We start from the raw sequence: 15,307 nt of genomic DNA on the forward strand, positions 1-15,307 counted from the left end.
GGCGAGCGGCGGGGCGGGCGGGGTCGGCGGGGCGGGCGAGGGAACGGGCGGGGCAGCGGAAGTGCGTACGACCAGCAGGGGGTGGGCCGCCGTGCGCCGCCTCGACGGCCTCGACCGGCTCGCCGCCGCGCTCCTCGGCTGCGGTCTCGTCGCCCTGGCGACGGGCGCGCTGCCCACCGACCGGGCGGGCGACGCCATGACCCGGATCGTGCCGCTGCTCGGCTTCCTCGGCACGGTGGTCGTCCTGGCCGAACTCACCCGCCGCGCCGAGGTGTTCGACGCGGCGGCGACGGGCGTCGCGCGGGCCGCGCGGGGCAGCTACCCGGCGCTGTTCGGGCTGTGCGTGCTGTTCTCCTCGGTCACCACGATCGCCCTGAACCTCGACACCACCGCCGTCCTCCTCACCCCCGTCATGCTGGCGCTCGCCGGACGCGTCGGCATCGCGCCGGTGCCGCTCGCCATGACGACCGTCTGGCTGGCCAACACCGCGAGCCTGCTGCTGCCGGTCTCCAACCTCACCAACCTCCTCGCCGCCGACCGCGTCTCCCTCTCCCCCGCGGAGATGGCCGCCCGCATGTGGGCGCCCCAACTGGCCACACTGGCCGTCACGATGCTCTGCCTGTGGGGCTTCTTCTGGCGGCGCGGCCGACGCGACGCCGCCACGTACGAGCCACCCGCCCGCTTCCGCGCCGCCGACCCCGTACTGCTGCGGCTGTGCGCCGTGGCGTGCGTCGGCTTCCTGGTCGCGGTGCTGCTGGCGGAGCTGCCGCTGTGGGCGGTGTCGACGGCGGCGGCCGTCGCCGTGGTCGCCGCGTTCGCCGTACGGGACCGGGGGGCGCTGCGGCTGTCGCTGGTGCCGTGGCGGCTGCTGGTGCTCGTGCCCGGCATGTTCCTCGTCGTGGAGACGGCGAACGCGCACGGCCTGCACGGCTTCCTGGTGTCCGCCGTCGGCGACGAGGGCGGCTTCGCGGGGATGCTCCGCACGGCGGGGGTCGGCGCGGGCCTGTCGAACGCGCTGAACAACCTGCCCGTCTACGTGGCGGGCGAGTCCGCCGTACCGACCGGCCACCACGACCAACTGCTGGCCCTGCTCATCGGCACCAACGTCGGTGCCACGGTGACCCCCTGGGCCTCGCTGGCCACGCTGTTGTGGTTCGAACGCTGCCACTGGCACGGCACGCCGGTCCCGCTCCGCCGGTTCATGGCCACGGGCCTGGTGCTGGCCGTGGGCTGCGTGGTGGCGGCGACGGGGACGTACGCGCTGGTGCACTGAGCGCGGCCACCGTGCGGGGGCGCCTGCCGGGCGGCCGTGGTGCGGGGAGCGGCCCGCGCGGGCTCACGGCGCGGGGCGGAGGCGGAGCACGGCCGCGCCGTCCGCGACCCCGGCGACCTTCAGGCGCATCCCGTTGAGCGCGCCCTCCGTCCCGGCGTCGCACGTCAGGGCGATGGAGCCGGGCGCGTCGGCGGAGGGACCGGTGATGCTCATCGCGCAGCCGCTGTCGTTGACGAACTCCGTGCCGTACAGGACCGCGCTCAGCACGAGCGTTCCCGCCTCGACCGAGGTGACCGTCATCGCGCCGAACCCGTACCGCTCCGGGACCGGCACCACGTCCCCCTCCTTCACCCGCACCTCGCAGGTGCCGTCCGCGCACGCCTGCCGGTCGGTGCCGTCGGCCGGGTCGGGCAGCGACGGCTCGGCCGACGGCTCGGGCTCGGGCTTCGACTCCCGCTTCGACTCCGAGGGCCCCGGGCCGGGCGGCGCCGACGTGCCCTCGCCGGGGCGGCCGTCGGCGCGGGAGCCCCCGCCGTCGCCCCCGCCGTCGGCATCGCCGTCCGACGAGCAGGCGGTGAGGGCGGTGAGGGCGGTGAGCAGCAGCGCCGGGAGCAGTACGCGGGCGGCCGTACGGGGCCCGGGGGCCCGCGGTGAACGGTTCATGCGCCCATCCGACCAGATCCGCCCGGGACCGCTCCCGACCGCTCAGCCGCGTACGGTCACCCCCGCGCCGCGCGCCCGGCGACGAACGGCAGCAGCACCTCGTTGACCTCCCGCGCGTGCGTCCACAGCAGGCCGTGCGGGGCGCCCTCGATCTCCACGTACTCCGCCTCCGGGAACGCCTCGTGGAACGGGCGGCCCGTCGCGTCCACGGGCAGGATGTCGTCCGCCGTGCCGTGCACGATCAGCGCGGGCTTCCCCGACTCCCGTACGGCCGCCACGTCGGGCCGGAAGTCCTCCAGCCAGGTGGGCACCACGGCGTACGCGGCGGCGGGCGCGGAGCGTTCGGCGGTGTGCCGGTGGGCGTCGAGGGCCTCCTGGCTGATGCGGTGGCCCAGGTTCTCGTCGAGGCGGTAGAAGTCCCGGAAGAACTGCGTGAACCAGGCGAAACGGTCCTCGCGCGCCGCCTCCTCGATACCGTCGAAGACGGACCGCGGCACGCCGGTCGGGTTGTCGTCGGCGGCGAGCAGGAACGGTTCGAGCGAGGCGAGGAACACGAGCCGGGCGACGCGCGCGTGCCCGTGGTTCCGTACGTAGCGGGCCAGTTCGCCGGTGCCCATGGAGAAGCCGACGAGGACGACGTCCCGCAGGTCGAGGTGGCGCAGGAGGGCGTCGAGGTCGGCGGCGAAGGTGTCGTAGTCGTAGCCCGTGGCGACCTTGGCGGAGCGGCCGAAGCCCCGCCGGTCGTACGTGACGACGCGGTGGCCCGCCGCGAGGAGTTCCCTGGTCTGGCGCTCCCAGCTGTGGCCGTCCAGGGGGTAGCCGTGGATGAGGACGACGGGCGGGCCGGAGCCCTGGTCCTCGTAGTACAGCTCGACGGAGGTGCTGTTCTCGGTGCCGGCGGTGACGTGGCCCATGGTGACGGTGGCCTTCCCTCTCGCGTACGCGTACGGCACCCGGGTACCCCTCGGCCCGCGACGCACGCGAAACCCGCGCGCAGCCCGTGTCGGGGCGCCCCGTACGCGTACGGGGCGGGGCTGGTGCGGGTGCGCGGCGGGTGCCGGTGGGGTCAGTCGCCGTCGAGGCCGCCGCCCCCGCCGAGGCCGAAGTCCCCGCCGCCGTTCACGTGGCCCGGGGGCTGCTGCCGGACCTCCTGCCGGGCCTCCCCGGTCCCCCACTGGATGTGCCGCCACGACCGGCCGTCGACCGCGGGCGGCCGGTGCTTCTCCCGCGCCGCCGTCGCCGCGCTGCGCGGCTCCCGCCACCCGGGATGCTCCTCGGCCGCCCCGACGGACATCGAGACCGCTACCAGCCAGACGACCCCGACGGCGAGCAGAAGGACCAGTGCCACTCCCATGAGCGTTCCCCCCTCCCGGCCGCGACGCGGCCCGTGAGGGACATATCCCCTCCCCCGCCCGGACCGTAACTCCGGTCGGGGGCCGGTGGGTTGCCCCGATCACACCTCGTACGGGCGGACTTCACCTCATCAAGTGAACCGGCGCCCGCACCCAGGTGCGTTGCCGACCCGGCCACCGATAGTGGGGACGAACGGACGGGTACGGACCCGTACAGCACATGAGGGAGTGCCATGCGCGCAGAGGCAGTTGACCGCGTCAAGCTCGTTTTCTCCCTGTTCGACGTGGACGGCAACGGATATCTGGAGTCCGACGACTTCGACCTGATGTCGAGCCGCGTCAACGCGGTGGCCGCCGGCTCCGGGCCGGAGGCGAAGGACGCGATGCGGAGGGCCTTCCAGCGGTACTGGACGACCCTGGTGACGGAGATGGACGCCGACGGCGACGGCCGGGTGAGCTACGAGGAGTTCGTGGGGTGCGTGCTCAGCCCCGAACGGTTCACGCCGACGGTCGGTGACTTCGCGGCGGCGCTCTCCGCCCTCGGCGACCCCGACGGGGACGGGCGCGTCGAACGGCCCCTGTTCACCGACCTGATGCTGGCCATCGGCTTCTCCCCGGCCAACATCGACGCCCTCTTCGACGCGTTCGGACCGGACGCGGACGGCCAGATCACGGTCCCGACGTGGCGCGAGGGCATCGAGGAGTTCTACGCCCCGGACCGCGCGGGCATCCCCGGCGACCGCCTGGTGTCGGGCGCGTAGCCCGCGCCCCGCACACCCGCCGCCACCCCGCGCACGGCGACGCCCGCCCTCCGGTCGGGGTGGAGGGCGGGCGCCGGGTCCGGGGTGGGCGTACGGGTCCGGGGTGGGCGTACGGGCCGGGGCGGGGCCGGGCGGGGAACGCCCGGCCCCCGGCCGTCAGACCGTCAGGGGGCGGTCCGTGGGCCGGACCGGTGCCTGGAGGGTGCTCGTACCCGTGAGGTAGCGGTCGACGCCCCGGGCCGCCGAGCGGCCCTCGGCGATGGCCCAGACGATGAGCGACTGGCCGCGGCCCGCGTCGCCCGCGACGAAGACGCCGTCGACGGACGTGGCGTAGTCGGCGTCGCGCGCGATGTTGCCGCGCTCGTCGAGGTCCACGCCGAACTGCTCGACGAGGCCGTTCGCCCGGTCGGTGCCGGTGAACCCCATGGCCAGGGTGACGAGTTGGGCCGGGATGCGGCGTTCGGTGCCGGGCACCTGCTCCGGCCTGCCGTCCTTGAACTCGACCTCGGCCAGGTGCAGCCACTGCACGTCGCCGTTCTCGTCGCCCTCGAAGCGGGTGGTGGACACGGCGTACTCGCGGGTGCCGCCCTCCTCGTGCGCGGAGGTCACCTTGTAGAGCATCGGGTACGTCGGCCACGGCTGGTGCGCGGGCCGGTCCTCGCCGGGGCGCGGCATGATCTCCAGCTGGGTGACGGACGCGGCGCCCTGCCGGTGCGCGGTGCCGACGCAGTCGGCGCCGGTGTCGCCGCCGCCGATGACGACGACGTGCTTGCCCTCGGCGGAGATCGGGGAGGTGACGAGGTCGCCCTCCTGGACCTTGTTGGCCAGCGGCAGGTACTCCATGGCGAGGTGGACGCCGTTGAGTTCACGGCCCGGAACGGGCAGGTCGCGGGAGGTGGTGGCGCCCGCGGCGATGACGACGGCGTCGTGCCGCTTGCGGAGCTTCGCCGCGTCGAGGTCGCGGCCGATCTCCACCTCCGTACGGAACTTGGTGCCCTCCGCGCGCATCTGCTCGATACGGCGGTTGATGTGCACCTTCTCCATCTTGAACTCGGGGATGCCGTAGCGCAGCAGCCCGCCGATGCGGTCGGCCCGCTCGTACACGGCGACGGTGTGCCCGGCGCGGGTCAGCTGCTGGGCGGCGGCCAGCCCGGCGGGGCCGGAGCCGATGACGGCGACGGTCTTGCCGGACAGCCGCTCCGGGGGCTGCGGGGTGACGTCCCCGGCGTCCCACGCCTTGTCGACGATGGTGACCTCGACGTTCTTGATGGTCACGGCGGGCTGGTTGATGGCCAGCACGCACGCCGACTCGCAGGGCGCGGGGCACAGCCGCCCGGTGAACTCCGGGAAGTTGTTCGTGGCGTGCAGCCGCTCGCTGGCGGCGGCCCAGTCCTCGCGGTAGGCGTAGTCGTTCCACTCGGGGATGAGGTTCCCCAGCGGACAGCCGTTGTGGCAGAAGGGGATGCCGCAGTCCATGCAGCGCCCGGCCTGCTTGCTGATGATCGGGAGCAGCGAGCCGGGGACGTACACCTCGTTCCAGTCGCGTACGCGGTCGGCGACGGGCCGGGACTCGGCGCCCTCGCGGCCGGTGGTCAGGAAGCCCTTGGGGTCAGCCATCGATCGCCGCCTCCATCATCTTCTCGTGGGTCTCGGTCTCCGAGAGTCCCGCTCGCTCGGCGGCGTCCTTGGCGGCGAGCACGGCCTGGTACGTGGGCGGCAGGACCCGGCTGAAGCGGTTCGCGGCCGAGTCCCAGTCGGTGAGGAGCTTCTCCGCGACGGTGGAGCCGGTCTCCTCGTGGTGGCGGCGCACCACGTCGTGCAGCCACTGCCGGTCGGCGTCGTCGAGGGGGCCGACGGCGTCGCGCAGTCCCTCGTTGACGTGGGCGGGGTCGAGGTCGATCACGTACGCGGTGCCGCCGGACATGCCCGCGCCGAAGTTCCGTCCGGTGCTGCCGAGCACGACGGCGCGGCCGCCGGTCATGTACTCGCAGCCGTGGTCGCCGACGCCCTCGGAGACCACGGTGGCGCCGGAGTTGCGTACGCAGAAGCGTTCACCGACGCGGCCGCGGAGGTACAGTTCGCCGCCGGTCGCGCCGTACGCCAGGGTGTTCCCGGCGATGGTGGAGAACTCCGCGAGGTGGTCGGCGCCCCGGTCGGGTCGTACGACGACGCGGCCGCCGGAGAGGCCCTTGCCGACGTAGTCGTTGGCGTCGCCCTCCAGGCGGAGGGTGACCCCGCGAGGCAGGAACGCGCCGAAGGACTGCCCGGCGGAGCCGGTGAAGGTGAGGTCGATGGTGTCGTCGGGCAGTCCGGCGCCGCCGAACCTGCGGGTGACCTCGTGGCCGAGCATGGTGCCGACGGTCCGGTTGATGTTGCGGATGTCGAGCCGGGCGCGTACGGGCTGGGCGGCCTCGGGGGTGTCGGCGGACAGCGCGTCGGCGGACAGCCGGATCAGCTCGTTGTCGAGGGCCTTGGCCAGGCCGTGGTCCTGCTCGACGGTCCGGTGCAGGGAGGCGCCGGCGGGCAGTTCGGGCGTGTGCAGCAGCGGCGCCAGGTCCAGGCCCTGGGCCTTCCAGTGGTCCACGGCCCGCCCGGTGTCGAGGAGTTCGGCGTGCCCGACGGCCTCCGCGAGGCTGCGGAAGCCGAGTCCGGCGAGGAGTTCGCGGACCTCCTCGGCGATGAACCGGAAGAAGTTCACGATGTACTCGGCCTTGCCCGCGAACCGTTCGCGCAGCACCGGGTTCTGCGTGGCGATGCCCACCGGGCAGGTGTCCAGGTGGCAGACGCGCATCATGACGCAGCCGGAGACGACGAGCGGCGCGGTGGCGAAGCCGTACTCCTCGGCGCCCAGCAGCGCGGCGATCAGCACGTCGCGGCCGGTCTTCAGCTGGCCGTCGGTCTGGACGACGATGCGGTCCCGCAGCCCGTTCAGCAGCAGCGTCTGCTGCGTCTCCGCGAGGCCCAGCTCCCACGGGCCGCCCGCGTGCTTGAGGGAGGTGAGCGGGGAGGCGCCGGTGCCGCCGTCGTGGCCGGAGATCAGGACGACGTCGGCGTGCGCCTTGGAGACGCCGGCGGCGACGGTGCCGACGCCGACCTCGGAGACGAGCTTGACGTGGATACGGGCGCGGGGGTTGGCGTTCTTCAGGTCGTGGATGAGCTGGGCGAGGTCCTCGATGGAGTAGATGTCGTGGTGCGGCGGCGGGGAGATGAGGCCGACGCCGGGTGTGGAGTGGCGGGTCCTGGCGACCCACGGGTAGACCTTGTGGCCGGGCAGCTGGCCGCCCTCGCCGGGCTTGGCGCCCTGGGCCATCTTGATCTGGATGTCGTCGGAGTTGACCAGGTACTCGCTGGTGACGCCGAAGCGGCCGGACGCGACCTGCTTGATGCTGGAGCGGCGCGCGGGGTCGTAGAGCCGGTCGGGGTCCTCGCCGCCCTCACCGGTGTTGGACTTGCCGCCGAGCTGGTTCATGGCGATGGCGAGGGTCTCGTGCGCCTCGCGCGAGATGGAGCCGTACGACATGGCGCCGGTGGAGAAGCGCTTGACGATCTCCGCGACGGGCTCGACCTCGTCGATCGGTACGGGCGGCCGTTCGCCGTCCTTGAAGCGGAAGAGGCCGCGCAGCGTCATCAGCCGCTCGGACTGCTCGTCGACGCGCCGCGTGTACTGCTTGAACACGTCGTAGCTGCGGGCGCGCGTCGCGTGCTGGAGCCGGAAGACGGTGTCCGGGTCGAAGAGGTGCGGCTCGCCCTCGCGGCGCCACTGGTACTCGCCGCCGATCTCCAGGTCGCGGTGCGCGGGGGCGATGCCCGACACCGGGTACGCCTTGGCGTGCCGGGCGGCGACCTCGCGGGCGACGACGTCGAGCCCGGCGCCGCCGATCTTGGTGGTGGTGCCGTGGAAGTACGTGTCCACGAAGCTCTCGTCGAGCCCGACGGCCTCGAAGACCTGGGCGCCGCGGTAGGACGCGACGGTGGAGATGCCCATCTTCGACATCACCTTCAGGACGCCCTTGCCGAGCGCCCTGATCAGGTTCCGCATGGCCGTCTCGGGGTCGGCCCCCGGCAGGAACGTGCCGACGCGGACGAGGTCCTCGACGGACTCCATGGCGAGGTACGGGTTGACCGCGGCGGCGCCGTAGCCGACGAGGAGCGCGACGTGGTGGACCTCCCGTACGTCTCCCGCCTCGACGAGCAGCCCCACGCGCGTCCGCTGCTTGGTGCGGATCAGGTGGTGGTGCACGGCGGAGGTGAGGAGCAGCGACGGGATCGGGGCGTGCTCGGCGTCGGAGTGCCGGTCGGACAGCACGATCAGGCGGGTGCCGGAGGCGATCGCGGCGTCCGCCTCGGCGCAGATCTCGCGCAGCCGGGCGGCGAGGCCGTCGCCACCGTCCTGCACGCGGTAGAGGCCGGAGAGGGTGCTGGCCTTGAAGCCGGGGAGGTCGCCGTCGGCGTTGACGTGGATGAGCTTGGCCAGCTCGTCGTTGTCGAGCACCGGGAAGGGCAGCGTGATGGTGCGGCAGGACGCGGCGGTCGGCTCCAGCAGGTTGCCCTGGGGGCCGAGCGACGAGTGCAGGGAGGTGACCAGCTCCTCGCGGATGGCGTCCAGCGGGGGGTTGGTGACCTGCGCGAACAGCTGCGTGAAGTAGTCGAAGATCAGCCGGGGTCGTTCGGAGAGCGCGGCGATCGGGGAGTCGGTGCCCATGGAGCCGATGGGCTCGGCGCCCGTACGGGCCATAGGCGCGAGGAGGACGCGCAACTCCTCCTCGGTGTAGCCGAAGGTCTGCTGGCGGCGGGTGACGGAGGCGTGCGTGTGCACGATGTGCTCGCGCTCGGGCAGATCCGCGAGGCCGACGAGTCCGGCCTGGAGCCACTCCTCGTACGGCTGCTCGGCGGCGAGCCGCGCCTTCAGCTCGTCGTCCTCGACGATGCGGTGCTCGACGGTGTCGACGAGGAACATCCGGCCGGGCTGGAGGCGTCCCTTGCGGACGACCTTCGCGGGGTCGATGTCGAGGACGCCGACCTCGGAGCCGAGGACGACGAGGCCGTCGTCGGTGACCCAGTAGCGGCCGGGGCGCAGGCCGTTGCGGTCGAGTACGGCGCCGACCTGCGCGCCGTCGGTGAAGGTGACGCAGGCGGGGCCGTCCCAGGGCTCCATCATCGTGGCGTGGTACTGGTAGAACGCCCGCAGCGCCGGGTCCATCGAGTCGTGGTTCTCCCACGCCTCGGGGACCATCATCAGCACCGAGTGCGGCAGGGAGCGCCCGCCGAGGTGGAGGAGTTCGAGGACCTCGTCGAAGGTCGCGGAGTCGGAGGCGTCGGGGGTGCAGACGGGGAAGATCCGCTCCAGGTCCCGCTGACCGTCGGGGCCGGTGCCGAAGAGGTCGCTGTCGAGCTGCGACTCGCGGGCCCGCATCCAGTTGCGGTTGCCCTGGACGGTGTTGATCTCGCCGTTGTGCGCGACGAAGCGGTACGGGTGGGCCAGCGGCCAGCTCGGGAACGTGTTGGTGGAGAAGCGCGAGTGCACCAGTGCGACGGCGGTCGCGCAGCGGCGGTCCGACAGGTCGGGGAAGAACGGCTCCAGCTGCCCCGTGGTGAGCATGCCCTTGTAGACGATGGTGCGGGCGGAGAACGACGGGAAGTACGTGCCGGCCTCGCGCTCGGCGCGCTTGCGCAGCACGAACGCGGCCCGGTCCAGCTCCAGCCCGGCGCGGCGGGTGGTGGTGGTCGCGGGGTCGGCGACGAACAGCTGGCGGAAGGTGGGCATGGTCGCGCGGGCGCCCGCGCCGAGGAGCTCCGGCGTGGTGGGGACCTCGCGCCAGCCGAGGACGTCGAGGCCCTCCTCGGCGGCGATCGTCTCGACGCGCGAGACGGCCTTGTCCGACTCGTCGGCGTCGGCGGGCAGGAACGCGATGCCGACGGCGTACGCCCCCGCCTCGGGCAGCTCGAAGGGGACGCTCTCGCGGAGGAACGCGTCCGGGACCTGGAGGAGGATGCCGGCGCCGTCGCCGGTGTCCGGGTCGGAGCCGGTGGCGCCGCGGTGTTCGAGGTTGCGGAGGACGGTGAGCGCCTGCTCCACCAGCTCGTGGCTGGGTACGCCGGTGAGAGTGGCGACGAACCCGACGCCGCACGCGTCGTGCTCGTACCGGGGGTCGTACATCCCCTGCTTCGCAGGGTGGGCCGCCAGGGATGCAGCGCGCATCGGCTCTCCCGTCGTCGTCGGTGGCAGTGCAGGTGCCGAGGGACGACGTTGGCCCTCAGGGAACAAATTTTCGTGCAGATTACATGATGGCGCATCTTCCCAGAAAGCGGATGGTTCGTCCCAGTATGCGGACCTCGATGAAAGCGGACATCACGGGCGGCGCGCGGCGCGAGCACCCGCGGGGGTACGGGGTGGGCACGGCCTCCGGTCGCGGCCCGGTCCGGCCTCGCCGGCGGGCCGGGCGGTGCGCCGTCGCGACGCGACGGACGCGGTCCACCCCGCCCGTGACCGGCACGTTCCGGTCGACGTTCGCGGTGGAGGTACGGCACGTACGCAGCGGGTCGCGCGGCGGGCGCACCGCGGACACGTACTACGACATGTGCTGCGGACACGCAGGGCGGCACGGGCGTCGTTGCCCGGGGGCGCTCTTGCTGGGGGGACTTTCCGCCTTCTGCCCATCGTGACAGCCGCGAAACCGCCGGGTAACCCACGGATGGCACACATCACGCGGAGCCACCGGCCGCGTACGGGCCCGGAGACGGCCGGTGCCGCGCCCCGGAGGCGGCCGGAGAGGCGGTGCGGCCACGGCGGGGCGGCGGCCGGGGAGACGGGCACGGAACATTCCCGTGTCCGGCGGGCGCGTGCCCCTTGTGCGGGGGCGGGGGCGTCTGCGACCGTTCCGCCTGTAAACGTTTACAGGCCCTCGGGCGGACGGCGGACGGGGGTGCGCGTGGTGTCGACGAGCGGCCCTCCCACGGTGGAGACGATCGCGACGCGCGCCGGGGTCTCCACCGCGTCGGTCTCCCGGGTGCTGAACGGCCACGGCGCGCGCCCCGAGACCGTACGGCGCGTCGAACGGGCCGCCGCCGAGCTGGGCTACGTGCCGAACGCCGTCGCCCGCTCCCTCCAGGGCGGCCGCTCGCGGCAGCTCAGCGTCGCCGTACGGGACCTCCGTGACCCCGGCCACGTCGCGATGGTCCGCGCGGTCCAGGCCGTCGCGCGGGCCCACGGCTACCGCCTCGTGCTGCACTCCACCGACACCGCCGCCGACACCGCCCACGCCGTCGCTGACGAACTGGACGTGCTGCGCGGCCTCGCGGACGGTACGAGCGACGGGCTGGTGCTCTGCCCGGTCCACGTCACGCCGGAGCACGTCGAGGCGCTGCGGACGGCCGCGCAGCCGGTCGTCGTCCTCGGCGCGTTCCCCGACGGCGTGGAGCCGCCCGCCGACGGCGTGCGCGACGACCCGGCGGCGGGCGCGGAGCTGGCCGTACGGCACCTGGTGCGGACCGGGCGGCGGCGCGTCGCGTTCCTCGACGGCCCGGCGGGCACCGCGCCCGGCCGCGACCGGCACCGCGGCTACCGCGCGGCGCTCGCGGCCCGCGGCCTCACGCCCGACCCGGCGCTCGTCGCGCACGCCGACACCACCGTCGAGGCAGGTACGCGGGCCCTGCACAGGCTGCTGGACGGACCGGCGGGAGGCGGCGGCCGTACGGGCGAGGGGCACGGCGGCGGCGTCGACGCGGTCCTCTGCGCCGACGACCGGCTGGCGCTCGGCGCGACCCACGCCCTGCACGCGCGCGGGCTGCGCGTCCCGGCGGACGTCGCGGTGGCCGGGATGGGCGACTCGCCGCTGGCCGAGGCCGGTTGGCCGCCGCTCACCAGCGTCGACCTGGGCGCCGCCGAACGCGCCCGGATCGCCGCGGAAATGCTGCTCGCCCGCGTCGCGGAACGGGACGCGGGCACCGCCCGTACGCCCGCGCGCACCGCGACGGTCGCGCCCCGGCTCGCCGTACGCGCCTCCTCCGCGCCGCCCGCCCCGGGCGCGCGCCCGCCGGGGGTGGCGACGTGACCGGCACCCGTACCGCGACCGGCCCCGACGCCCGTACCCCCGGCGACCGCGGCACGCCCCCGCCCCGCACGATCCGCGAGCGGAGGTCCGCGCTGGGCCTGGACCGCGACGCGTGGTTCCTGCTGCTGCCCGCGCTGCTGCCGATCCTGGTGCTGAGCGTGGGGCCGCTGCTGTACGGGCTGTCGCTGGCGTTCACGGACGCGCAGGCGGGCCGTACGGACCCCACGCGGTGGATCGGCGTCGACAACTTCGCGGACCTGCGGTACGACACGCTGTTCTGGGACTCGTTCCGGATCGGCCTGGTGTGGGCGGTGTGCGTGACGGCGATCCAGTTCGCGCTGGCGCTGGGCCTCGCGCTGCTGCTCGACCAGAACCTCCGCTTCCGCTGGCTGGCCCGTACGCTCGCGCTCGTCCCGTGGGCGATGCCGGAGGTCGTCATCGGCATCATGTGGCGGCTCGTCTACCACCAGGACGCGGGCGTCCTCAACGCCACGCTGCGCGACCTCCACCTGATCACCGAGAACGTCAACTGGCTGGCCGACCTGTCCCTCGCGCTGCCCGCCGTGATCGCGGTCGGCGTGTGGGCGGGCATGCCGCAGACGACGGTGGTGCTGCTCGCCGGGCTCCAGAACGTGCCGCGCGACCTGCACGAGGCCGCCGCCCTGGACGGCGCGGGCGTGTGGCGCCGCTTCCGCGCGGTGACCTGGCCCGCGCTGCGACCCGTCGTGTTCTCGATCACCGCGCTCAACTTCATCTGGAACTTCAACTCCTTCGGGCTGGTGTACGTGCTGACGCAGGGCGGTCCCGGCGGTGAGACGCGGCTGCCGACGCTGTTCGCGTACGAGGAGGCGTTCCGCTACGGGCAGTTCGGCTACGCCGCCGCCATGGGCCTGGTGATGATCGCGGTCGTCGCCGTCCTGCTGACGGTCTTCCTGCGCAACCGGCTGACGGAGGTCGACCGGTGAGCGGCGGCACGGCACGGTCGAACACCGCGCCCGCCCCGGCACCCCGTGCGCGGCGGCGCGGGCTCCGTACGGCGCTGGGCCGCGCGGGGCAGTACGGGGCGCTGCTCTGCTACCTGGTCTTCCTCGCGTTCCCGCTGCTCTGGCTGGTGTCGAGCGCGTTCAAGTCGCCGCAGGAGCTGGGCTCGGTCGACCCCGCGTGGCTGCCCCGGCACTGGTCGCTGGACAACTTCCGCGCCGCGTTCGACCAGCAGCCGCTGGCCCGTTCGGCGCTGAACAGCCTTCTGGTGGCGGGCACGGCGGCGACCGTGTCGGTGCTGGTCGCGGTCCCGGCGGCGTACGCGACGGTGCGCTACCGCTCGCCGGTCGGCCGGGCGACCACGGGCTGGGTGCTGGTCAGCCAGATGTTCCCGTTCGTGCTGGTGATCATCCCGCTGTTCCTGGTGCTGAAGAACCTCCGGCTGGTCGACTCGCTGTTCGGGCTGATCCTCGTGTACGTGGTGTGGAACCTGCCGTTCGCGCTGTGGATGCTCCAGGGGTACGTACGGGCCGTGCCCGCCTCGTTGGAGGAGGCCGCGGCGATCGACGGGTGCGGCCGCCTCCGTACGCTGCGCAGCGTGGTGCTGCCGCTGCTCACACCGGGTGTGGTGGCGACGCTGATGTTCTCCTTCGTCACCGCCTGGAACGAGTTCTTCTTCGCCCTCGTGCTGCTCAAGTCCCCGGAGAAACAGACGATGTCGGTGATCCTCACGCACTTCCTCGGCGACGAGGGCGCCGCCGACCTCGGGCCGCTCGCCGCCGCCGCGCTGCTCGCGACCCTGCCGAGCCTGCTGTTCTTCGCCGTGCTCCAGCGGAAGCTCGTCGGCGGCATCGCGGCCGGGGCGGTGAAGGGCTGATGCGGCGCCGCCGCTTCCTCGGCGCCGCGTCCGGCGCGCTGGCCGCCGCGGGCACGGGCACGCTGCTCGGCGGCTGCTCCGGGCGCGGCGACGACGGTGTGCTCGACTACCTCAGCCTGGCCTGGCAGCGGGAGTCCGTCGCCGCCAACAAGGCGCTCGTCGCCGAGTGGAACGCCCGCAACCCGGACCGGAAGGTGCGCTACGTGCAGGGCAGTTGGGACACCGTCCACGACCAGCTGCTCACCTCGTTCGAGGGCGGCGAGGCGCCCGACGTCATCCACGACGAGGCCAACGACCTCACCGACTTCGCCCACGGCGGCTACCTCACCGACCTGCGCGGGCTGCTGCCCGCCGGGCTGCGGCGGCGGATCCCGGACCGGTCCTGGGACATGGCGACCTTCTCCGACGGCGGCGTCTACGGCGTGCCGCTGATGCAGGAGCCGCGCGTGCTGATCGCCAACCGGAAGCTGCTGGAACGGGCCGGGATACGCGCCCCGGAGCCCGAACGGCCGTGGACCTGGCCGGAGTTCGAGGACGCGGCGCGGGAGCTGCGGGGCGGCGGCGCGTACGGCGTGGCCTGGGCCATGAAGGAGCCCGTCAACCAGTCGGTGAACCTCTCCCTCACCACCGGCGGCGCCGTCTTCCACCGCGAGGACGGCCGGAACGTGGTCCGCTTCGACGCCCCCGACTCGTACGTCGCGGAGGTCGTACGGCGGCAGGTCCACGACGCCCGTACCGCCCCGAAGGGGGCCCTCGGCATGGGCGGTTCGGACACGCTGCCCGGGTTCTTCGCCGGGCGGTACGCGATGGTGCCGCTGAACTTCTCCTTCCGGCAGCAGGTGCGGCAGCAGGCGCCGGACGGCTTCGAGTGGGTGACGCTGCCGATGCCCGCCGGTACGGGGGACGGCTCCGGTACGGGTACGGGTTCCGGTACGGGTACGGGCGGGCGTTCCGGTGGCGGGCAGGGCGTCAGCCCGCAGACGCTGTCCATCGCGCGGGACACGGCGCGCAAGGAGGACGCCATGGCGTTCGTCGCCTTCCTGACCCGTACCGACCACATGGCGCGGCTGGCGAAGGGCGACTGGATGGTCCCGACCGGCACCGCGGCCCTGCGCGACCCGGACCTGAACTCCCCGCGCCACGGCTGGCGTACGGGCGTACGCGCCGCCGCCGACCTGCGCGCGTCGCCCGTGCTGGGCGTGCGGGGCTACGCCGAGTGGGCGGACAAGATCGCGACGCCCGCGTTCCAGGAGTTCTACAGCGGCGGCATCGGGCTCGGCGCGCTGCGGGACCGGCTCGTCGGGGACGGCAACCGGGTCCTCGCCCGGTACCAGCGATGACAGGAGAGG

Annotated in this window: 11 protein-coding genes; 6 read left to right on the forward strand and 5 right to left on the reverse strand. The window is 73.7% G+C overall.

What is annotated here, in order from left to right; all coding sequences use genetic code 11:
* Positions 1–91 precede the first annotated feature (91 nt).
* The gene (locus D7M15_RS04875) at positions 92–1,273 is read left to right on the forward strand and encodes an SLC13 family permease (protein WP_240649132.1); all 1,182 of its coding nucleotides are present in this window, start codon (positions 92–94) and stop codon (positions 1,271–1,273) included.
* A 63-nt stretch (positions 1,274–1,336) separates the two neighbouring features.
* Here D7M15_RS04875 and D7M15_RS04880 read toward each other — a convergent pair whose 3' ends face one another.
* From D7M15_RS04880 to D7M15_RS04890, 3 genes are all read right to left on the reverse strand, one after another.
* Positions 1,337–1,936 (reverse strand): hypothetical protein, encoded by a 600-nt coding sequence (locus D7M15_RS04880; RefSeq protein WP_121516356.1) that lies wholly within the window; start codon positions 1,934–1,936, stop codon positions 1,337–1,339.
* Between the two features lie 56 nt (positions 1,937–1,992).
* The gene (locus D7M15_RS04885; RefSeq protein WP_121520226.1) at positions 1,993–2,850 is read right to left on the reverse strand and encodes an alpha/beta hydrolase; all 858 of its coding nucleotides are present in this window, start codon (positions 2,848–2,850) and stop codon (positions 1,993–1,995) included.
* A 152-nt stretch (positions 2,851–3,002) separates the two neighbouring features.
* Positions 3,003–3,284 (reverse strand): hypothetical protein, encoded by a 282-nt coding sequence (locus tag D7M15_RS04890; RefSeq protein ID WP_121516357.1) that lies wholly within the window; start codon positions 3,282–3,284, stop codon positions 3,003–3,005.
* Positions 3,285–3,521: 237 nt separating this feature from the next.
* On the opposite strand from D7M15_RS04890, the gene D7M15_RS04895 reads away from it, so the two are divergent.
* Complete coding sequence (locus tag D7M15_RS04895) at positions 3,522–4,049, forward strand: EF-hand domain-containing protein (RefSeq protein WP_121516358.1); 528 nt, start codon at positions 3,522–3,524, stop codon at positions 4,047–4,049.
* Positions 4,050–4,205: 156 nt separating this feature from the next.
* Here the strand turns inward: D7M15_RS04895 and D7M15_RS04900 are convergent, their stop codons facing one another.
* Both D7M15_RS04900 and gltB read right to left on the reverse strand, forming a co-directional pair.
* Positions 4,206–5,666: a glutamate synthase subunit beta gene (locus D7M15_RS04900; protein ID WP_121516359.1), complete on the reverse strand. Its 1,461-nt coding sequence runs from the start codon at positions 5,664–5,666 to the stop codon at positions 4,206–4,208.
* A complete protein-coding gene (gltB, locus tag D7M15_RS04905) occupies positions 5,659–10,248 on the reverse strand; it encodes a glutamate synthase large subunit (protein ID WP_121516360.1) in 4,590 nt (1,529 codons plus the stop codon). The genes D7M15_RS04900 and gltB overlap by 8 nt, the downstream gene beginning before the upstream one ends.
* Before the next feature lie 730 nt (positions 10,249–10,978).
* Between gltB and D7M15_RS04915 the strand changes: the two genes are divergently transcribed.
* The 4 genes from D7M15_RS04915 (at position 10,979) to D7M15_RS04930 (ending at position 15,298) form a co-directional block, all read left to right on the forward strand.
* A complete protein-coding gene (locus D7M15_RS04915; RefSeq protein ID WP_240649133.1) occupies positions 10,979–12,100 on the forward strand; it encodes a LacI family DNA-binding transcriptional regulator in 1,122 nt (373 codons plus the stop codon).
* 71 nt (positions 12,101–12,171) lie between these two features.
* Positions 12,172–13,065, forward strand: coding sequence for a sugar ABC transporter permease (locus D7M15_RS04920; RefSeq protein ID WP_121520228.1), 894 nt, complete (start codon positions 12,172–12,174; stop codon positions 13,063–13,065).
* Between the two features lie 74 nt (positions 13,066–13,139).
* A complete protein-coding gene (locus D7M15_RS04925; RefSeq protein WP_240649578.1) occupies positions 13,140–13,958 on the forward strand; it encodes a carbohydrate ABC transporter permease in 819 nt (272 codons plus the stop codon).
* A complete protein-coding gene (locus tag D7M15_RS04930; protein ID WP_121516363.1) occupies positions 13,958–15,298 on the forward strand; it encodes an extracellular solute-binding protein in 1,341 nt (446 codons plus the stop codon). Before D7M15_RS04925 ends, D7M15_RS04930 begins: the two co-directional genes overlap by 1 nt.
* Positions 15,299–15,307: the final 9 nt, after the last annotated feature.

This window comes from Streptomyces sp. Z26 (assembly GCF_003665095.1).
GTDB classification, from domain to species: Bacteria; Actinomycetota; Actinomycetes; order Streptomycetales; family Streptomycetaceae; genus Streptomyces; species Streptomyces phytohabitans.

What these genes read in the sequence shown, in the direction of transcription:
- D7M15_RS04930 (WP_121516363.1), top strand. Translation starts at nt 13,958, where the DNA reads ATGCGGCGCCGCCGCTTCCTCGGCGCCGCGTCCGGCGCGCTGGCCGCC.
- D7M15_RS04880 (WP_121516356.1), bottom strand. Translation starts at nt 1,936, where the DNA reads ATGAACCGTTCACCGCGGGCCCCCGGGCCCCGTACGGCCGCCCGCGTA.
- D7M15_RS04900 (WP_121516359.1), bottom strand. Translation starts at nt 5,666, where the DNA reads ATGGCTGACCCCAAGGGCTTCCTGACCACCGGCCGCGAGGGCGCCGAG.
- gltB (WP_121516360.1), bottom strand. Translation starts at nt 10,248, where the DNA reads ATGCGCGCTGCATCCCTGGCGGCCCACCCTGCGAAGCAGGGGATGTAC.
- D7M15_RS04895 (WP_121516358.1), top strand. Translation starts at nt 3,522, where the DNA reads ATGCGCGCAGAGGCAGTTGACCGCGTCAAGCTCGTTTTCTCCCTGTTC.
- D7M15_RS04885 (WP_121520226.1), bottom strand. Translation starts at nt 2,850, where the DNA reads ATGGGCCACGTCACCGCCGGCACCGAGAACAGCACCTCCGTCGAGCTG.